The organism is Sphingomonas sp. GW821-FHT10F09 (assembly GCF_058809195.1).
On the sequence record NZ_JBXASI010000002.1, the window covers coordinates 120,620 to 138,832 of the forward strand.

Sequence of the window (18,213 nt, forward strand, 5' to 3'; positions counted from 1 at the left end):
ACAGCCCCATGGCCCTCACGCCCACCAAGCGGGCGCGCGGATCGAACGCGCGCATCATCGGCGCGTTCGAGACCACGCCCGGCGCCGTTCCTGCAACGAATGGCGGCTGGTTCAGCCTGCCGATCGTCAGCCACAGCCTGGGCGAAGAGCGTCCGCTCATCGAAAGCGACCTGCTCGGCCAGGGCCGTGAGATGTCGGACCCGACCCCGGACGTCGCGACGAATGACGGTGACATCGTCGTGCCCGTCGACGCCCGGAACTTCGGCCGCTGGCTCAAGCTGTTCTTCGGTGACCCGACCACCACCGGCAATGCCGACGTCGGCTACACGCACACCTTCACCTCCGGTGCGCAGGTACTGCCGTCGATGTCGATCGAGGTCGGCTCGCCCGAGGTCCCTGCGTTCAGCGTCAACCGCGGCGCCCGCGGCAACCAGCTGCGCATCGCGTTGTCGCGGTCCGGGCTTCTCAACGCGACGTGCAGCCTCATCTGCATCGGCGAAACCGACGCGGCGAATGCCAGCGCCGGCCCCGTCAACCCGGCAGCGCTGGAAACGGCGCGCTTCCCGCAGGCGACCGGCTACGTCAACAAGGGTGGCCAGGCGCTCGGCAGCGTGGTTGGCGCCGACCTGACGTTCTCCAACAACCTCGAGAAGGTCGAAACCATCCAGGCGGATGGCCGGATCGAGGACAGCGACCCTGGTATGGCGCAGTCGAGCGGATCGATCACCGTCCGGTTCGCCGATCTCAGCCTGCTCGACTCTGCCACCGGCAGCGAGCCGGTCGACCTCTCGTTCGGCTGGACCTTCGGCGACTTCGCGCTGGTCTTCACCGTGCCGCGCGTGTTTCTGCCGAAGCCCAAGCGTCCGATCACCGGGCCGGCTGGCATCCAGGCAGAGTTCGCCTGGCAGGCCGCTCGCGGCGCTGGCGGGTTCAGCATGCGCGCCGCCCTCACCACCGACGTCGCGACCTACTGATGCTGGTTGCTCGCCGACCGGCCGGGCCGGAATGGAAGACGGTCATGGGAGCGCAGGTTCTGTTCGCCCCCATTGATCGGCAGGCGCTTCGCCGGGCGCGGCGGGCCGCTCTGGCATCACTCGGTCGCGACGAGCACGAGGGTGAAGACGCCGCGCCGGCCGAAGAGCAGCTGGCCGACCTTGGGGACGCCCTCAGCCACGCGCTTCTGATGCAGGGCATCATCGATTGGAAGGACGTCTGCCTGATGGCGGACGGTGACGATGCGGGCGATGGCGAGCCTCTCGCCTGCACCGACGAGAACAAGGCGATGATCCTTGCCGATCCGCTGACCTTCGAAGCGTTCGACGCTGCCTATGTCGTGCCGTTCGCGGCACGGGAGCGGGTAAAAAACGGCTCCGCCGTCTCTCCGAATGGCACTGGGGCGGCGGCGATCGCGGAGGGCGATACTGCGCCCTCTCGTGCCAATCGGACGCGAAAGGCCGGTGCGGCGAGTGCCCGTACCGGATCGAAGCCCCGGAAGACGAAGCCGCGGAGGTCGTCTGGGACGTCCTGAACGCGTGTGACCGACAGCTGCGGGTCGGCGGCATGGGGCATCCGTTCGCTCTCGACTTCGGCGCGGTGATGACGATGGGCGCGGCGCTCGGCGCCGACGCCGAGATGCTCGCCGACGTGATGCCAGCCGCCCAGGCCGCGATCATTGCCGCCCTTGCCCCTGACGGTGACGACTGAGGAGGATGGAATGCCACGTTCCGTAAACATCCGCCTCGGCACCACTGGCAAGGCGCAAGTCAAATCCGACTTCGCCGATGTCGCCGCGACCGGGACCGCGTCGTTCACCAAGGTCGGCGACGCCGCAGAGGCGCAGGCGAAGCGTTGGCAGCGCGCCGAGGAATCAGCCCTGCGCGACATGGAAGCGGCACGCACCCGGTACGAGCGAGCGCAGACGAAAGGTGCGCTGCTCGCGCCGAACCTCAACCCGATGAGGCTCGACGCCTTCGCCGGCGTGAACGACAATGTCGGCAAGTCGGCGGCGTCCAGCGCCGAGGTGTTCGAAGCCGCCTACCGCAAGATGGAACAGCGCGCGGACGCCCTCGTCGCCGCAATCGATCCGGTCTTCGCCGCTCAACAGCGTTTCGACCGCGAGATGCGGACCGCCAAGGGGCTGCTCGACGCCGGCGCGCTCAGCGCCGAGCGATATGCGCAGGTCGAGCGCCAGCTGATCGGCGAGCTCAACTCGGTGACCATCGCGAACGCGCGCGGCGCCAACTCTGCCGGCGCACTCCGGTCGGCGATGCAAGGCGCCTCCTATCAGGTGCAGGACACGTTCACGCAGCTGAGCATGGGCGCGAACGTCATGCAGGTCGTCGCCATCCAGGGCGGCCAGCTGGCGGGGCAGTTTGCAAACATCGAGGGCAAGGCCGGGGCCGTTGCCCGGTTCATGATCGGGCCGTGGGGGCTCGCGCTGACCGGGGCTATGCTGGTGCTCGGTCCGTTGACGAAGGGCATGTTCGACTTCGGAAACGCCCTCGACGAGGCCGTCGACAAGCTCAAGAAGGACGCCCGCGAGACCGAAAACGCCGCCCGCGCCAAGGCAATCTACGAGAAGTCGGCCGACGGGGTCGCTGCATCGATCCGGGATCAGGCGGCAGCGCTCGACAAGGCGGCGGACAGCGAAAAGAACGCCACCCAGCGCGCCTACGACCTGGCCAAGGCCAATCTGGCGACCGAGTTGAGCACCCGACAGGTGACGGCCGCGCTGCTCGAAAAGGCGATTGCGCAGCAGAAGGCGTCTGAACAAAATGTCCAGTACGACGCCGACCAAGGCGCCGGCGTTGCGCGTGGTCGCGACGTCGCGAACGTCAACGACCTGACCCGGCGTCTCGTCGAACAGAAGAAGCTGATCGACCAGGCGAGGCGCAACCTGCTCGGCACCGGCGTCGACCTCGCGGTCGAGACGGCGAGGCGCGAGGCGGATCCGATCGAGCGGAACAACTACGCCTATAAGCAGAAGGCCGACGCTGCGACGGCCGCGGCGCGGGCGGCGGCGAAGAGCGGCCGCGATACGCGCGCGTCGCTTGAGGCCGAGCTTGGCAGCATCGAGCGCAACCGTGCGGCCGCGGTGAAGGCGGAGCAGGACAAGCAGCGCGCGTCGACGCAGACGGCGAACCAGATCGGCCGCAACGTCAGCCTGGCCGAGGCACGCCAGATCGCCGAGAGCATCGGTGGCCGCGTCACCAGCGAGCGCCGGTCGCGCGAAGAGCAGCAGCGCCTCTATGACAAGTATGTCGCATACAAGAACGGGAGCGGCCCGTGGGCGGCGCTGGCGGCCAAGCCCGGCACCAGCAACCACGAGACCGGCCAGGCGCTCGACATCGCCAAGTCCGGCGGAGTGACGCTCGCCAAGATCATCGCCGCGTATCGGCAGGCGGGCGTCAAGCTCTCCGAGGCGCTCGACGAGGGCAGCCACTACCATATCGCATTCCGGAAGACCGGCGATGCGGCGCGGCAGGCTGCTGCGGACCGCCAGGATGCCGCCAAGAAGGTCCGCGAGGCGGCGGCAGCTGAGCGCGAACTGGAAAACGATCTGCGCGACGTTGTCGCCGCCTATGACCCGGCCCGCGCTGCGGCGGACGACTATGCCGCCACCCTCGCCAAGATCGATGCACTGGTGAAGGGCGGCAAGCTGACGATCGACCAGGCCGGCGGCTACCGCATGGCGGCCTATCAGGCCGAACAGAAGCGCGCAGCCGAGGCCAGCCTCAAGACGTTCCAGACGCTGTTCGGCTCGGAAGACCCGCTTGCGGAGGCGCTGGGCGGCGCCGGCCGGAATGCAGCCTCGATCTCGGCGGCAGAAGCGTTCGATGCGGAGATGGACAAGATCACTGCGTCGATGGACGAACTGCGCGGCTACGGCATCGAGTTCGTCGACACGGTCCTCAGCCCTGACACCTGGTCAAGCTGGGGCAATGCGGGGCGTACGATCCTCGGCAGCCTGAAGAGCGAGTTCATCAAGCTCGCCCTGCTCAACCCGATCCGGAACCTCATCAACGGCGACAGCAAGCTGCCGACCCTCACCTCGGCGATCAGCAACGTCGGCAAGCTGTTCGGGAAGAACGCGGCCGGGACCGAATATTGGTCGGGCGGAATGACGCTGGTCGGCGAGCACGGCAAGGAGATGGTGAGCCTTCCCCGCGGCTCGCGTGTCAGCACCGCGGCTGAGACTCGTCGCATGTTCGCCAATGACAATCGTGGCGGGGGCAACAGCGTGACTATCTACGCCAACGACGCGGTGCTGGCCGATACGGTTCGGGGATGGGTCACCGAAGGCATGGGCGTCGCTGCCACCCAAGGGGCGGCTGGCGGCGCGGCGATGAGCCAGGCGGAAGGCACGCGCACCGCGGCGCGCCGGCTCGGGCGCTTCCGTTGAGCGTCTTCATCCCGTGGACCCGGATCGCCGACCTGACGATCCGGCCCCGGCTATTCTCGTCCAATCAGGAGGGCGTGCTCGGCGGCGAGGATTTACAAATCTCGCGGATGGGCGATCGCTTCGCCGTCGACGTGAGCACGACGCAGCTGCGTCAGGATGCCGAAAGTCGTGACATGATCGGCCTGCTGATGGAGGCGACGACCGCGGATGCCCGGATGCAGCTTCGCCTGCCGAACGCGCCGCGGTCCATCGGCAGCGGGATCGTCGCCGACGGCGCCGGTCAGACCGGATCGACGATCCTGCTGCGCGGCGCCTATCGGCAGACCGAGTTCGTGCGACGATTCTTCAGCATCGTCCATGGCGGCGTTCACTATGTCCACATGGTGCGCGGGCGGGCGATGGCGGGCGCGGACGGCAAGGTGGCGTTGCCGATCTGGCCCATGCTTCGCTTCGTCACCACCGATGGCGACGTCTGCCATTTCGATGACCCGATGATCGAAGGCCAGCTGGTCGGCTTCGACAGGGGCGCAGGATTCGAGCGCAACCGCACCAAGCCGATAGCCTTCATGATCCAGGAGCGGAAATGACCTTTCGGCTCAGCCCCCAGGCATCTGCCGCACTCCGGTCCGGCCAGCACCCGCTTGCCCCGCTGGTCGAGGTGGTCCTGCCCGGCTACACCATGCGCCACCTCGTTGGTGCCGGTGAGGTGCCGTGGGGTGACAAGCTCTTTACCGGCGGCGACGATATGTTCGGCTCGCTGGTAGCGGCGGGAACGCTGAAAGACGGCGTCGGCGACGAGGCCCCTGACTGGGATCTGACCTTCGTGCCACCAAGCAGCGTCGCCGCGGCGGCGCTCGCTTCCGCCACAGCGCAGGGCGGCAAGGTGCGGGGCTGGCTCGCCGTCGTCGATCGCGCGACCGGGCGGATCATCCCTGATCCATTGCAGCTGTTCGCCGGTGAACTCGATGTGCCGCGGCTCCGCGTCGGCAAGGGAACGCGAACGGTCGAATGGCGCTGCACCTCGGCGCTCGAGCCGTTCCACGATCAGGAGATCGGCGCGCGCCTGTCCGACGCTTGGCATCGGCTGGTATGGCCCGGCGAAGAAGGTCTCGCCAACATGACGGGCATTGAACGCACCAGCTACTGGGGTGTGGAGAAGCCCCCCTCGGCGGTGTCCGTGATCAGCGGCAGCACGCGTGCATCGTTCCTGGGAGCCATGGGGCTATGATCGAGATGATCCGGCGCCAGCAGGCGGCACAGGCGGCGGTCGACCGCTTCAAGGGGCAACCTTGGCAGTTGGGCAAGAACGACTGCGTCCGCATGGCCGCATTCGTGTTGCGAAAGATGGGCCATCGCCCGCAATTGGGGAAGGCTGGCAGCTACACTACCGGCGCGGGCGCGATGCGGGCGCTCAAGCGCGCGGGGCATGACAGTCTCGGCGGGGCGCTGGACGCGCTCGGGCTGGAGCGCATTGCGCCTGCGGCTGCGCGCGTAGCTGACATCATCATGATCCCCGGCGAGGCACCGCTCGACGGTGCTCTGACGATCGCGGTCGGCAATGGCCGGGTGCTTGGATTCCATGAGGACGCTGGTTCGGCCGAGGTGCTGCAACCGGTCGACTTCATCGCGGCATGGAGGGTCTGATCAAGTGAAGGCGCTTCGCACCGCAGCTTTTGTCGTCGGTGCAGTTGCACTTGCTTCAACGGGCGTCGGAGCCGCGGTCAGCGCTGGCCTGCTCGGCTCGGTCGCAGCAGGCGCTTCGACCGCAACGTTCCTCGGTGTTTCGGCAGCCACCTTCGCGTCTGTGGGTGCAATCGCTGGCGCGGTGGGTGCCGGGCTTTCGCTTGTCTCGGGCCTTGCGACACCGAAGGGTAGCATCGGCGGCAGCGCGACACAGTTCAAGATCGACAAGGACGCCGGCCTGCCGATTGCGATCGGCCGGACATATAGCGGCGGCAACGTCGTGCATCGTCAATACTACGGGAGTAAGAACAGCCTCGAAAGCTGGGTGACGGTGCACAGCATTGGCCCGGTCCGCAGTCTGGGGCCGCTGCTAATCAACAAGGTCGGCGTCAGCCTGAACGGGACAGCGGTCGGCGGGAGCTACGCCGGTTTCATGTGGCTCGACCAACAACTGGGCGCCTGCCCGGAATCGCGCGCAATGGCCGGACCGCAAGGCAGCTTCTTGGGCTGGACCGGCAATTCGAAGCTGTCCGGCCTTGCCGCGGATCTCTGGACGCTGAAATTCGACGAGAAGGGCAAGGTCTATCCGAACGGCGTTCCGCAGCGCGGGCGCGTGGTCGAGGGTGTCTATGTCTACGATCCCCGCCTCGACAGCACCTATCCTGGCGGCTCTGGCGCCTGCCGTCTGGGTCAGCCAGCAACCTATGTCTGGTCGGAGCGCCCCGCGCTTCATGCGCTGACCTGGGCGTATGGCCATATCCAGAATGGCGTTCTCGTCGCCGGCGGCGGGCTGGACGTCGACGGTATCGATCTCGCACCTTTCGTGGACTGGGCCAACGTCTGCGACGCCAACGACTGGAAGGTCGGCGGGATCGTCTACACGACCAGCGACAACAGTTGGGACATTCTGAAGATGATCGCCCAAGCGGGCGGCGGCGAGGTGTTCCCGGTCGGCGCGCAGCTGTCGTGCAGCTTCAACGCGCCCCGCGTATCGATCGGGACGATCACCATGAACGACATCATGGGCGACGTGGACGTTCCGGGCACGGCCTCACGTCGGCAGCGCCGCAACACCGTCATCCCGCGCGTCCGGCTCGAGACCCACGGGTGGGAAGAGGTCCCGCTCGATGCGATCGAGATCCCCGACTATGTGAGCGCCGATGGCGGCAGCCGGCCGACCGAGATCAGCTTTCCGCTGGTGCAGCAGGTCGACCAGGGCGCGCAGCTGGGCCTCTACACGATGTTCAATGGCCGCGAGCTCGACGGCATCGTATTGCCCTGCAAGGTCTATGCGATCGGATATCGGCCGGGCGACTGCCTGACGGTCGACATTCCGGAAGCGGCGCTCGTCGCTCGTGACGTTGTGGTGCGCAATCGGGAGATCGAGGGAAGCACGATGGCGGTGACGCTCACCTGCCGTTCGGAGACGCATTCGAAGCACGCGTTCTGCCTCGGCAAAACCGGCAAGGCACCGCCGACCCCTGACCTTTCGGTGCCGCCAAGCTATCCGATTGAGAACACCTCGGCGTTGCAACTCGCAATAGCCACGTCCTTCCCCATCAACCTGACGATCACCGCCGCCTCGGATGGGGCAATTACTATCAGCGACCACGTGCGACGCTACAACGACGGACATCCTGACGTCTTGGTGGTCGGCATGACCATTGCCAGCGGACTTGCGGCGGGCAGCTTCCGGGCGATCGGCTACGATGATCCCGATCGGCTCGGTGGCGCCGTTGCGTACGTTCTGGATCAGGACGATATCGCCGCACGAGCGTCACCCGACCATCCCGGCCGGCACTATCTCGGTTACGCGATCATCCCGACAGCTGGCTCGCCTCCAACCAGCGGTGGTGGTGCAACCCCGCCGGGCGGCAGCTGCCCGACGGTCGACACGCCGATCCTGATGGCCGACATGACCGAGAAGCCGGCAGGCGAGATCGTCGTCGGCGATCGCGTCTGGACACGGCACGAAGAAACCCTGGGCTGGGGCTTCTATCCCGTCGAGGCGATCGAAATCGTCGACAGCAATGACGTCTGGAAGGCGACGATCGCCGGCAAGATGCTGCGCGCGACCGGCGATCACCGGGTCTACATCGGCGAATGGGTGATGATCCGCGACTTGCCGGGCGCTGCGCGCGTCGAGGGGAAGCTGGCGATCGTCAAGATCACCGTGACGGGCGCTCACACCTACGTCTCGAACGGCATTCTGAGCCACAACATCAAGCAACAGCAGCCGGAAGACGGCACGCTGCCGTCTAACTAGGTCGGAGAAATCGATGTCCTATGCAGCACGGGTCGCCCTCGCGGCGGACCGTTACACGCCATGTGTCCGGAAGATCACGTTCCGCGGGCTCGACCTGACCGGCGTGTCGCTGCGGATGCAGTGGCGCCTTGCCCCGGACACGCCGGGAGCCCCGCTCGTCGACCTCCAGACGGTCAACTACACCTACGCGGAGGGGCTGAAGCTGCTCTCGGTCGAGGTGACCGACGGGTATCCGGTCAGTGTCGTGCAGATTCGCGTCAACAAGACGACGATGAAGTCGCTGCCCTACTCGGGCGAGCTCGGCGATGCGACGGCACTCGCCTACGACCTGATCGGGACGCTGGGCAACGACGAGCGCGTGCTGATGGGCGGCGAGGTGTCGGTCGGCGCCGGGGTCACCGGCGCCGACGATGCGCCGCTCAACCGGCCATTCGGCTATAGCCGTGCTGCCGGCGCGGGCGTCAGCGGCATGCGCATTGGTGCCACGCTGGAGTTCGGCGAGAACGACATCGTCGTCACGATCGACGGCGCCGATCTCCTCGCGCCGCTGGTCAAGCAGGCGCAGGACGCGCGCGACGCAGTGAAGCCGCTGATGGGAACCGGTGCCCCGGCCGCGAACATCGGCATCGTCGGCAGCGCCTATTACGACATCACCGACTGGCTCAACCCGGTATTCTACGGGCCGAAGACGTCGGCGGGATGGGGCGTCGGGCGCGGGCTGAAAGGCAGCTCCGGCGGCAACGTCATGGCGATCGGGCCGCTGTCGTCCGCCTCGGCGCTCGCGATCGGCGCGGGCGCGGCGCTGGTGCAGACGAGTTCCCACTCTGCGCCCGGTGATCGCGGCGGCGCTCGGTACGAGCGGGTCGACAGCGCGGCTGTAGCGGCGGGTCTGCCTGGCACCTTCACGTCGACCGACACCGGCCAGCGCTGGCAGCTGGCCGAAGTCACCTTCAACGCGGCCTTCTTCGGCTATCGTGGTGACGACACCGGAGCTGTCGGCAGCAACAACAGGCAAGCCCTCCTCGATTGCATCGCCGCAGCAAAGCGACTGCGAGTCCGCTCGATCCTGTTCCCATGGGGCTCGACCGGCCAAGGCCGCTTCGACGGTTCAATTGTCGACGGCGACCTCTCGCCCGGCATGCGCTTCATCGGGGAAGCGCGGGGCGACCCGAACGGCGAATTCGGCCCGGGTGTGCGCCTGCGCTACACCGGTGACAAGGCGCTCTGGAATATCGTGCCAGGCGGTGGCAGCAGTGGCTGGTGGACGTGGGAAGACCTCGTCTTCATCTGCGACGATCCCAAGGCATCGGCGTTCGATTTCAATAACACCGCGGGGCATGGTGTAGTTTCTGACACCTCTGCCTATAGCTATGCCGAGCTGATCGAGTGGAAGCGCTGCCGCTTCTACGGCGCACATGGCGGCGCGGCCCAGACTGGCGACGGTATCCGCGGCGCCAAGGTGATGAATTCGGCGATCGGCACCGATTGCTATGCGCGCGGCTGGCGCCACGCGGTCTGGTTCAAGGGCTGCGACAACAACAAGATCGGCATGCGCTGCGAATTGAACGGACAGCATATCCGGCTCGAGGCGAGCGGGACCTTTACGAACGACAATACGGTCGATGCCAAGTTCCTCGGAAACACGAGCGAGCAGTCCTCGGTCCCGCAGTTCGCAATCTACGACAGCGGTAACCGCACGACCTTCCTGAACAACAGCTTCGAGAACGCCTCGCCCAATGCCATGGGCGCCTATTACCTGAATGGTCACGGCACCGTCGTCCAAGGGCCGCAGTTCGCCTGCAAGTTCTGGGTGGCGGCCCCGTTTGCGCGCGAGGTGAAGATCCACGATCCGCACGTCCGCAAGTATATGGCGAGTTGGCAGCCGACCTATGAGGCGCCTGCATCGTGGAATTTTGGCGGCAACCAGTCCGACTATCGTCTTCGTGCATCCGGCATGTCGCACAACGCCCGCGCGATCATTGGCGACCATCCCCGGCTCATCAACGACGACCTCGACGCGATGCCGGACAGCCGCCCCAGTCAATTCGTGGCGATGGCGCGCGGCGCGGGCGGTATCCTTGCCCCCAAGCAACAGGTGCTGTCGGCGCTGAATTGGGGCTGGCAGAACAACGAGGGGACGGAGGCGAGCGCGGGGATCGCCGGCATGATGCCCGACGCGACCGCCAGCACCGGCTGGACGATCCGTATAGCGGCGGTGATGAACGGCGGCCTGTCCGCCGAAAGGGTCATCGGGCGCGACCTTCCGCCATCCTGGTTGGCCATCACGACCCGAACGAAGGTGTCAGCCTCCGGGGGCTGGGTGGTGCTTATCAAACGGATTCGGGCGAACGGAACCGTCGCGACCGAGGCGCATCCCCTGACCTACGGCACCGGTGCCGCGTTCAACGTCGACCGGTTCGCCATAGACCTGCGCAACTGGGCGGTCGGCGACCGCTTGGTCTATCTCATCTACAACGCTGGTGCGGCCAACGGAAATATCGACCTTGACTATCTGTCGATCGATGCGGTGGAGCCCCCCGTGGCGCCCGCAGGCGATACGGTAACGCCTGCGGCGTTCAACGCACTGCTCGATATGCTGCGCAGTGCCGCGGTCATGGCCTGATCTGCCGGGAGTATCCTATGAATAGTTCCAGCTTCGCGGCCCAAACGGTCGCGGGAGGATCTGACGCATGAACGCGACAGCCACTAGCAACTACATCGGTGAGGCGATGAAAGCGACGACGGCGCTGGCGCCGCCCAGCCTTGCCGACAATCCCGGCCTCCTCGCCTGGAACCTGTTCGTCATGACCGCGGCTATGTGCCTCGGGATCATGATGGCTGGAAAGCAGGTTCGCAGGATCTGGGCGGCGCGATACGATGACCACCCGACCGACCCCGTGTCGATCTATCGTTTCGTCATCCTGCTCGCCGGCTGCGCTGTCGCGACGCGGGGCGGCGCGGAGGCAGTCAGCCTGTGGTCATGGTCATCTGGCAACGCGCGAACGATTGAGCGCGTAGCGGAGGCCAAGCGCTGGCTCGACCCTGTATCGGTCGGTTGCGGCTTCCTGTGGATGACGCTGCACGTGCTCGCTGAGCCGATGCTCGAGTTTCAGCTGCGGAAGGCGCCGCTGCCGGTCGACATGTACAGCCGCTGGCCCCAACTGCGTCGTCCCGTCTACATCCTGATCGTCAGCCTGCTCATGGCAGCCGCGGCCGTTGGCCTGCGCTGATGAAGGAGCAGGCCATCTCCGCGGCGCCCGGCGTCACCGTCCCGGTCGTCTGGTCCTTCCTCGGCTACCATTTCCCGGCAGGTTCCATGATCGTCGGGCTGCTCGCCTGTCTCATGGTCCGGCTGTTCATCACCCTCGACACCCCCGGCCCCAAGCGCTGGCTGCTTGACGGAATTGTCACCGGCCTCGCCATGCTCGTCACCGCTGTCTGGATCGCCGAACATCAGGTCGACCTATTCGCTGCCCTCGGCACCGGTGGCGCGGCCGGAGGCGTCGGCGCCGGCATCATCAGCTTCTTCAAGCGCCGCGGGCAGAGCGCCATCGACGCGCTCGACGCGGTAATGCCCGGCAAGCCTGCCGTGCCGCCCGAAATGACCGCCACACTTCGCGAGATCGACAAGGTCGGCTGAACGGCGCCGGCCGGAAGTCCCGTCCGACCGGCGCCGAATCGCGGCCGCATGAAGCTCCCCGGCGCGATCAAGGCGCTCTTCGCAAAAACGCATCCGCCCATCAACAGGAAGGCTCATCTATGACGACGGATAAGCGTCGGCGCTTTAGGCGTCGGCCTCTCCGATCGCGCTGCTGCCGGGCAGCGGGGATAAGGCTGGAGAATAAAAAAGACCCCGCTGCGAGCCAGGCGCTGCAACGGGGTCCTCAAACGCCATGTCCACTTGGGGGTCGACCACAGCGACAGCATCTATGACCTATCTATTATGAACGTCAGATGAAGACGGCATCCCGGCGCAGGAGTGGAGAGCGACGCCGGGATGCCGGATCGCGAGCGTCCCCATGCTGCGATCTGACAGCGAGACTGACTCGAAAACGGCGCGCTGGCAATCTGCGGCCGGAGGCTGCGGGGTGACGCTTACCGGGAGGTTGCAACGACCGGTGAGCGTCATGGAAGGCCGATAATGCGGCTGACGCGCCCCGCCCAAGGAGGGTCCCGCAGTGACGAGGCGGGGCGCGGGCAGCAGGACGCGGGCGAGGCATCACCCTCAAGCAGCCGACGGCATGAAATCCTGAAACGAATCGCAATGCAAGAGGGCTGACGCGCCCCACCGAAGCCTCTCGACGGACGGGTTTGGCAGGGCGCGGGCCGCGGGAACAGGATGACTATCGCGGCCGCCCTCTGGTTGCCGCCCGCCACATCGAAAATCCACCGAAAGGATCGACAATGACCGACCGAAAGGTGGGCCCGAAGGCGCTCGCCCTCATGCATCACTTTGAGGAGTGCCGCTTGGTGGCGTACCTCTGCCCGGCCGACCGGCCGACCATTGGCTGGGGGATGACCTACTATCCCGACGGCCGGAAGGTGAAGCTGGGCGATCGCATCACGCAGGTGCAGGCCGACGAGATGTTCGCGCAGCTGCTGGCGCGCGACTTCGCCGGCGTCGTTGACGCGGCGATCGGCGAGGCGCCGACCACTGCCGGCCAGTTCGGCGCGATGGTGGCGCTCGCCTACAACATCGGCACCGGCCCGCGGGTCTGGCTCTCTGGCATGAAGCAGGGCTTCCGCCAGTCGCAGGTCTTCAAGCTCCACGTCGCCGGCAAATACGACGCCGCAGCGCTCGCCTTCGCCAGCTGGAATAAGGCGGGCGGCAAGGTGTCCGCCGGCCTCGTCCGGCGCCGTGCAGCCGAGGCTGCGCTCTATCGCGGCAACATGGCCGAAGTCACCCGCCTCACGCTCGGCGACGTTCGCTGACTTCAATACCCGGAAAGGGGAATACCACGATGAAGAGAATGCTGATCGCCGCGCTCGCCGCGGCGTCGATGACGCTTGCCAGCTGCGCGACCATGCCGACCGCGGCCCAGATCGCGCCGCGGGTAGAGCGGGCGCAGGCCGCCTATGACCGCATCGCGCACACCGCGGAGGTCGTGCTGCCGTTCCTGTCGCCGGAGCGGGCCGCGCGCGTGCGGCTGGCGCTGGTGCTGGCGGACCGCGCGCTGCTGGCGGCTCGGGCCGCGACGACGGCAGCGGAGCAGGTCGCGGCGCTCCGGCAAGCGGAGGCGGCGGTGGCTGTCGTCGAGACGGCGGCTGGAAGCTGATGCGCGACCTTTCCCCGCCGGGCGGCCTGCTGCTCGCCCTCATCCTTGCCGCCGCCCTTTGGGTCGCGGTCTTCCTCCTCATCTTCTGAAGGACCCGACATGACGATCCAGTTTTCCACAGCGGTGCGCAACGCGCTGCTCGATGCCATCGAGGCCGCGGCCGGCGCTTCGGCGATCCTGAAGGTCCGCACCGGTGCGGCGCCGGCTAGCCCTTCGGCAGCCGATAGCGGCACCGTCCTAGCTACCGTTGCGCTGCCCGCCGATTGGATGGCGCCGGCGGCCGGCGGGGTGAAAGCCAAGCAGGGCACGTGGGCGGACGATGCCGCCGACGCCAATGGCACCGCCGGCCACTTCCGCATTTATGCGGCTGACGGGACGACCTGCCATCTGCAAGGCACGATTACGGTGACCAACGGTGGCGGCGACATGACGGTCGACAACACGAATTTCGCCGCGGGGCAGAAGTTCAGCATCGACAGCTTCACGATCACCGCTGCGAACGCCTGAGGGAGGGCCGTCGAATGCCGGGTCTTGCCGACAGGGTCAAAGCGACCACCGCCACCACCGGGACCGGCACGATCGCGCTCGGCGCGGCCGTGGCCGGGTGGCAGGCATTCGACAGCGCCTATGCCGCTGATCGGGTTGTCTCGTATGTCATTGAGGATGGGGTGGCGTGGGAAGCCGGTATCGGCACCTTCGCCAAGGCGGCGAACACCCTCACTCGCACGATCGTGGACAGCAGCTCCACCGGCGGTAAACTGAACCTGTCCGGTTCTGCCACGGTGGGTGTCCACTTCCTGTCGCGGGACAACGTAGCGGATTGGCCGTTCTTCGAGGCCACCTTCGACGGCGAGGTTGCGGCGACGGGCAACTCGTTCGCTCGCGCCATGCTCAACACCCTGGTGACCGACACGCACGCCGGGTTCAACCTGTCGACCTCGGTCTATACCGTGCCGCAGGACGGGATCTACGACATCCTGTTCAAGTTCCGGCTCAACGACGGCGACATTCGGACGCTGTCGTTCGGCACCGGTGTGGGCACGACGCGCGGGGACACGCCTTCCTTCAGCTGGTGGGGCGGCAACCTGCAGCGGCAGGGAACGACCTATCGGCGGGTGGCCTATTTCGAGAAGGGTCAGACGCTCGAGGCGTTCTACTATATCGGCAGCGGAACCCCGCCGAACATAAAGGCGCTCGACCTCGTAATCTTCCGGCAGATGTAGGCGATGGTCGGCGGCTATCCTGTAGGCGGCGCACCGGTCGGCGGCGGCCGGGCGGAAATTGCTACCCCCACTCCGACCGGTCCGGTCGCGGCGGTTGCAGCCACGCTGGGAAGTATCGGGGTCGGCGCTGCGGCGGCGCTGCTGGTCGCGGCCTCCGCATCGCTGGCGCTGCAGCCGATCGCCGCGGCGAGTGCGGCCAGCTTGCCGATCATTGGCACCTCGCAGGTATCGCTCGGCAACGTCACAGCGAGTGGAGCCGGCGGCCTTACGGCGATCGCCCAGGCGGCGGTCCAACTGGACCCAGTCACCGCGCAGGCGTCTGCGGTTTCGCAGATCGCCGGCTACGCGGCGGCTGATATCGGTGTGATCGCCGTCGTATCCTGGGCGCGCGCCGCTCTTGCCGGCGCGTCGTCGATCGCCCTCGCGCCGGTGACCACGACCGCGGCTGCACGAGCAGATATCACCGCTTCGTCCGCGCCCACGCTGGGATCAATCACGCTTGCCGCGATCGGCGGCACGCAGGAACCCGGCGCCGCTTACTTTGCGCAGACGTTGGCACGAATTGATGTCGCAGCCGTCGCGATCATCCCGATCACCGGGCGGGCGGCGATGTCTCTCGACGCCATCAGAATAGCTTCGTCGTCCGGAGCATCAGCACGCGGATCGGCCGCGCTGGTCATCGGCGCTGTCGTCGCGTCAGGCGCAGCGCAGTTGCCGATCGCATCGACCTCCGCTGCCTCTCTCGCGCCCATCGCCGGGCAGGGGGCTGCGGGCCTCGCGATCAAGGCGTGGGCCGCAACGACCATCAGCGCCGTCACGGTCCTCGCCGCTGGCAGGGTCGAAGACGATCCCATCGAGCCTACCGATCCGATCATCATCCCGCTGCGTCACCGGTTCGTCATCCCCGCGCGTCGACGCCGCTTCAACATCTCGCGCCGGCAGCGCTCCTTCCTCATCCGCAAAGGCACCTGCATGTCGTCCATCACGAAATACGCAGCCGAGGAGCGGCAGTATCAGGCGGACTGGTCGGCTGATCTCAACGGACAGACGATCGTCGACACCATCACCGCGATCAGCAGCGATTCCATGCTCATGGTCGACCGGGTCACTTATGACGGGCCGATCATGAAGTTCTGGCTGAAGGGCGGCACGTCCGGGCAAGTCGCGACGATCCGGTTCGTAGCGCCGACCTCAGGCGGTGAGGATCTCGCGTGGCAGCAGACGGTGGTCGTCTACTGACCAGGCGATGCCGACCTCCTCAGATGTTGAGATTGCGACGCTTGACCTCGGCGAGCAGGATCTCAGCTGCCAGATCCCCCTCCGCGCCGTCCGTCTGGTGATAGGCTTCGACGATGTCGGTGTCCGACGCCTCCGCAAGCGTCTCGTCGATCGCCGCCACGCTGTAGCCTGCCGAGATGTCCCGCTCGATCGGCGAGTTATCCATGCCCAGCCCGAAGGAGACCGGCATCACTGCCGCTTGGTTGAGCGAACGAATGTGGTCGAGGAGCGTCATGCGGCAGGTTACGCACTTATCGACGATTCGGACAAGCGGTCCGCAAGAGCATGCTTAGCGCCTAATTGAGCGTAGCCCGACCACGATGGCGACGATCAGTGCAACGCCGAAGGCGATCAGTGTGAGATCTGGGCTGTTCACCAAACGTCTCTAGCCGATCACCGGTCGAAAGATAAGGTCGATGGTCGAGCCAGATGCCACTTTGCTGAACTGTCATCCTGCGCTACCGGCCGGCGCTAGAGCCAAGCGTATCAAATCGGAGGTCCGGCTGTGAAGAAGGTGTGTGCAGGTCTGACGCTTGGGTTGGCACTGAGCGGGTGCATCATGGGTTCCGGTTATCCCACCGATTTGGCCGACGGGGCCTACGCAGGGATCTGGACATCAAAGCCGGCCGCCGATGTTCGTGCATGTATCGATCGTGTTTCGCCGCCTGCAAATCCCGCCTCTGCTCGGTATGAAGTGACCTCAAACGACACATCGAAAAAGGTCTATGCGACGACCATATCCGTCATGGAGCGTGGCAGCGACATCGATGCGACCACAGAGAAAGTGCTCCTCACGTGCGCAGGTCCCGCCGGCGTATTTAAGTCGTCGACCAATTAGCAGGGTCAGCATCAGCGCTCCTCTGTTTCCGTCCTTTTTGGTGCGGAGGCTATGACGGTCCGTCAGCGCTTGACCGGATCGGGGTACGGATGGGGCTCGTCGACATCCCACTGCCCGTGCGAGGGCGCGTGTGCCGGGCCGACCATGTCAGGCTGCAGCATCACCGTCTCGCTCTCTGGCCGGCCCATGATGCGCTCGACTAGGACGTCGGTGACGTTGCCCCGGATGCGCTCGATATCGAGCCCCAGCGCCCGCTTCTGGAACGGCTTCAGGACGGATAGCGCGACTCATATGTTCGTGCGCAGCTGCTCGCGGGTAACGCGCCTCACAGCGCCGGCTCCCACGGATTGCGGGCGCCGAGTTTGCGCTCGTCGACGTTTAGATATTTCGCCAGGTGCAGCCGGTCGTCCGGCTCCAGCCGCTTCGGCGATCCGCGGGTGACGAACTGCTGGAGATAGGCGGCATTGCGCTCGATGAGGGCCGATCGGTTAGCGAGGCTTTCGCCGCGCTCAGCGGCAAGCTGACGCAGGTTTTTGAGCGGGGACATGGGCGACTCCAATTCGATCAGCGTCGCCATGTTCCACATTTGTTCTCAATGCCGTAACCCGTCGAATCGCGGTCAGGCGTCGACCTCGTCATCCATCACCAACGACGACACCCCGCGCGCGCTCAGTGCCGCCTTCAGCTGCCGCTGGATCGTCGTGCCGCTCAGGTGGCTCTGGACGCCTTCGTGCCCCTCTGCGCCCAGCTGCTGCCTGATGTCGGCGACCGAATGACAGGCGCCTTCCCGCGCAAGCTGAAACGCTCGCTCGATCGTACCTACGTCGCTCACTGATCAGAAGCCCGCTTCTCCGCGCCATGCACGACCTCGAGCTTCGCCAGGATCACGTTCAGATCGTCCGCGGTCAGCGCGCTCTCCTCATCGACGTACGCTCCCGCTTCGAATGTCGCCGCAACGGCGTGGAGGTGGTTGAGCGCTTCGCCCAGCCGGTGAGTCGCTTCATCTTCGTTCATGGGGTGAGCGTGCGCGGCAATCGGCTTTTCGACAACCGCCTTCTTGCCGTCGAATGCGTGGACTGCGGCCATGTCGAGATGTCGATCCCGATCTTCGATGCTGCCCGCGGGGGACGGCGAACAAAGCTATTTGGTCGGAACAAGTGAACTAGATCCTTTTGCGGCTATCGCCCACCGATAAACCGCATCAGCGATGTACATTCGAAACTGCGCCGGGTCAAAGTAGACTTTAT

General features: G+C 66.1%; 21 protein-coding genes. 17 read left to right on the top strand and 4 right to left on the bottom strand.

Features of this window, described 5'->3' with window-relative positions; all coding sequences use genetic code 11:
* Positions 1 to 8: 8 nt before the first annotated feature.
* The 16 genes from AC1RTO_RS08615 to AC1RTO_RS08690 all read left to right on the top strand — a co-directional run bounded on the left by AC1RTO_RS08615 (position 9) and on the right by AC1RTO_RS08690 (position 16,089).
* Positions 9 to 974 carry a phage tail tube protein gene (locus tag AC1RTO_RS08615; protein WP_493160466.1) on the top strand — a complete coding sequence of 322 codons (966 nt, stop codon included), beginning with the start codon at positions 9 to 11 and terminating at the stop codon, positions 972 to 974.
* The gene (locus tag AC1RTO_RS08620; protein ID WP_493160467.1) at positions 974 to 1,528 is read left to right on the top strand and encodes a hypothetical protein; all 555 of its coding nucleotides are present in this window, start codon (positions 974 to 976) and stop codon (positions 1,526 to 1,528) included. The genes AC1RTO_RS08615 and AC1RTO_RS08620 overlap by 1 nt, the downstream gene beginning before the upstream one ends.
* Positions 1,529 to 1,560: 32 nt before the next feature.
* Positions 1,561 to 1,704, top strand: coding sequence for a DUF7697 family protein (locus AC1RTO_RS08625; RefSeq protein ID WP_493160468.1), 144 nt, complete (start codon positions 1,561 to 1,563; stop codon positions 1,702 to 1,704).
* The gene (locus AC1RTO_RS08630) at positions 1,682 to 4,402 is read left to right on the top strand and encodes a phage tail length tape measure family protein (RefSeq protein ID WP_493160469.1); all 2,721 of its coding nucleotides are present in this window, start codon (positions 1,682 to 1,684) and stop codon (positions 4,400 to 4,402) included. Before AC1RTO_RS08625 ends, AC1RTO_RS08630 begins: the two co-directional genes overlap by 23 nt.
* A gap of 74 nt (positions 4,403 to 4,476) precedes the next feature.
* Positions 4,477 to 4,989 (top strand): hypothetical protein, encoded by a 513-nt coding sequence (locus tag AC1RTO_RS08635; RefSeq protein WP_493160470.1) that lies wholly within the window; start codon positions 4,477 to 4,479, stop codon positions 4,987 to 4,989.
* A complete protein-coding gene (locus tag AC1RTO_RS08640; RefSeq protein ID WP_493160471.1) occupies positions 4,986 to 5,630 on the top strand; it encodes a hypothetical protein in 645 nt (214 codons plus the stop codon). Before AC1RTO_RS08635 ends, AC1RTO_RS08640 begins: the two co-directional genes overlap by 4 nt.
* On the top strand, positions 5,627 to 6,046 hold the full coding sequence (locus tag AC1RTO_RS08645) for a DUF6950 family protein (protein ID WP_493160472.1): 420 nt from the start codon (positions 5,627 to 5,629) through the stop codon (positions 6,044 to 6,046). The genes AC1RTO_RS08640 and AC1RTO_RS08645 overlap by 4 nt, the downstream gene beginning before the upstream one ends.
* A gap of 4 nt (positions 6,047 to 6,050) precedes the next feature.
* Entirely contained in the window at positions 6,051 to 8,351 is a 2,301-nt protein-coding gene (locus AC1RTO_RS08650; RefSeq protein ID WP_493160473.1) for a Hint domain-containing protein, read from the top strand.
* Between the two features lie 364 nt (positions 8,352 to 8,715).
* Entirely contained in the window at positions 8,716 to 10,974 is a 2,259-nt protein-coding gene (locus AC1RTO_RS08655) for a hypothetical protein (protein ID WP_493160474.1), read from the top strand.
* A 67-nt stretch (positions 10,975 to 11,041) separates the two neighbouring features.
* A complete protein-coding gene (locus tag AC1RTO_RS08660) occupies positions 11,042 to 11,581 on the top strand; it encodes a hypothetical protein (protein ID WP_493160475.1) in 540 nt (179 codons plus the stop codon).
* The gene (locus AC1RTO_RS08665; protein WP_493160476.1) at positions 11,581 to 11,991 is read left to right on the top strand and encodes a hypothetical protein; all 411 of its coding nucleotides are present in this window, start codon (positions 11,581 to 11,583) and stop codon (positions 11,989 to 11,991) included. Before AC1RTO_RS08660 ends, AC1RTO_RS08665 begins: the two co-directional genes overlap by 1 nt.
* A gap of 764 nt (positions 11,992 to 12,755) precedes the next feature.
* Positions 12,756 to 13,283 (top strand): lysozyme, encoded by a 528-nt coding sequence (locus tag AC1RTO_RS08670; protein WP_493160477.1) that lies wholly within the window; start codon positions 12,756 to 12,758, stop codon positions 13,281 to 13,283.
* 29 nt (positions 13,284 to 13,312) lie between these two features.
* Positions 13,313 to 13,627, top strand: a complete 315-nt coding sequence (locus AC1RTO_RS08675) for a hypothetical protein (protein ID WP_493160478.1) — start codon at positions 13,313 to 13,315, stop codon at positions 13,625 to 13,627.
* Positions 13,628 to 13,726: 99 nt separating this feature from the next.
* Positions 13,727 to 14,134 (top strand): hypothetical protein, encoded by a 408-nt coding sequence (locus AC1RTO_RS08680; RefSeq protein WP_493160479.1) that lies wholly within the window; start codon positions 13,727 to 13,729, stop codon positions 14,132 to 14,134.
* A 14-nt stretch (positions 14,135 to 14,148) separates the two neighbouring features.
* Positions 14,149 to 14,850, top strand: a complete 702-nt coding sequence (locus tag AC1RTO_RS08685; RefSeq protein WP_493160480.1) for a hypothetical protein — start codon at positions 14,149 to 14,151, stop codon at positions 14,848 to 14,850.
* Positions 14,851 to 14,853: 3 nt separating this feature from the next.
* A complete protein-coding gene (locus AC1RTO_RS08690; RefSeq protein ID WP_493160481.1) occupies positions 14,854 to 16,089 on the top strand; it encodes a phage fiber-tail adaptor protein in 1,236 nt (411 codons plus the stop codon).
* A gap of 19 nt (positions 16,090 to 16,108) precedes the next feature.
* Here AC1RTO_RS08690 and AC1RTO_RS08695 read toward each other — a convergent pair whose 3' ends face one another.
* Positions 16,109 to 16,363, bottom strand: coding sequence for a hypothetical protein (locus AC1RTO_RS08695; protein ID WP_493160482.1), 255 nt, complete (start codon positions 16,361 to 16,363; stop codon positions 16,109 to 16,111).
* Between the two features lie 270 nt (positions 16,364 to 16,633).
* Here AC1RTO_RS08695 and AC1RTO_RS08700 point away from each other — a divergent pair, with 270 nt between their 5' ends.
* Positions 16,634 to 16,966 (top strand): hypothetical protein, encoded by a 333-nt coding sequence (locus tag AC1RTO_RS08700; RefSeq protein ID WP_493160483.1) that lies wholly within the window; start codon positions 16,634 to 16,636, stop codon positions 16,964 to 16,966.
* Positions 16,967 to 17,291: 325 nt separating this feature from the next.
* On the opposite strand, the gene AC1RTO_RS08705 is transcribed toward AC1RTO_RS08700, so the two are convergent.
* The 3 genes from AC1RTO_RS08705 to AC1RTO_RS08715 are packed head-to-tail and all read right to left on the bottom strand — an operon-like array spanning position 17,292 to position 18,052.
* On the bottom strand, positions 17,292 to 17,543 hold the full coding sequence (locus tag AC1RTO_RS08705) for a hypothetical protein (protein ID WP_493160484.1): 252 nt from the start codon (positions 17,541 to 17,543) through the stop codon (positions 17,292 to 17,294).
* A 42-nt stretch (positions 17,544 to 17,585) separates the two neighbouring features.
* Positions 17,586 to 17,798 carry a hypothetical protein gene (locus tag AC1RTO_RS08710; RefSeq protein ID WP_493160485.1) on the bottom strand — a complete coding sequence of 71 codons (213 nt, stop codon included), beginning with the start codon at positions 17,796 to 17,798 and terminating at the stop codon, positions 17,586 to 17,588.
* The gene (locus AC1RTO_RS08715) at positions 17,795 to 18,052 is read right to left on the bottom strand and encodes a hypothetical protein (RefSeq protein ID WP_493160486.1); all 258 of its coding nucleotides are present in this window, start codon (positions 18,050 to 18,052) and stop codon (positions 17,795 to 17,797) included. Before AC1RTO_RS08715 ends, AC1RTO_RS08710 begins: the two co-directional genes overlap by 4 nt.
* Positions 18,053 to 18,213: the final 161 nt, after the last annotated feature.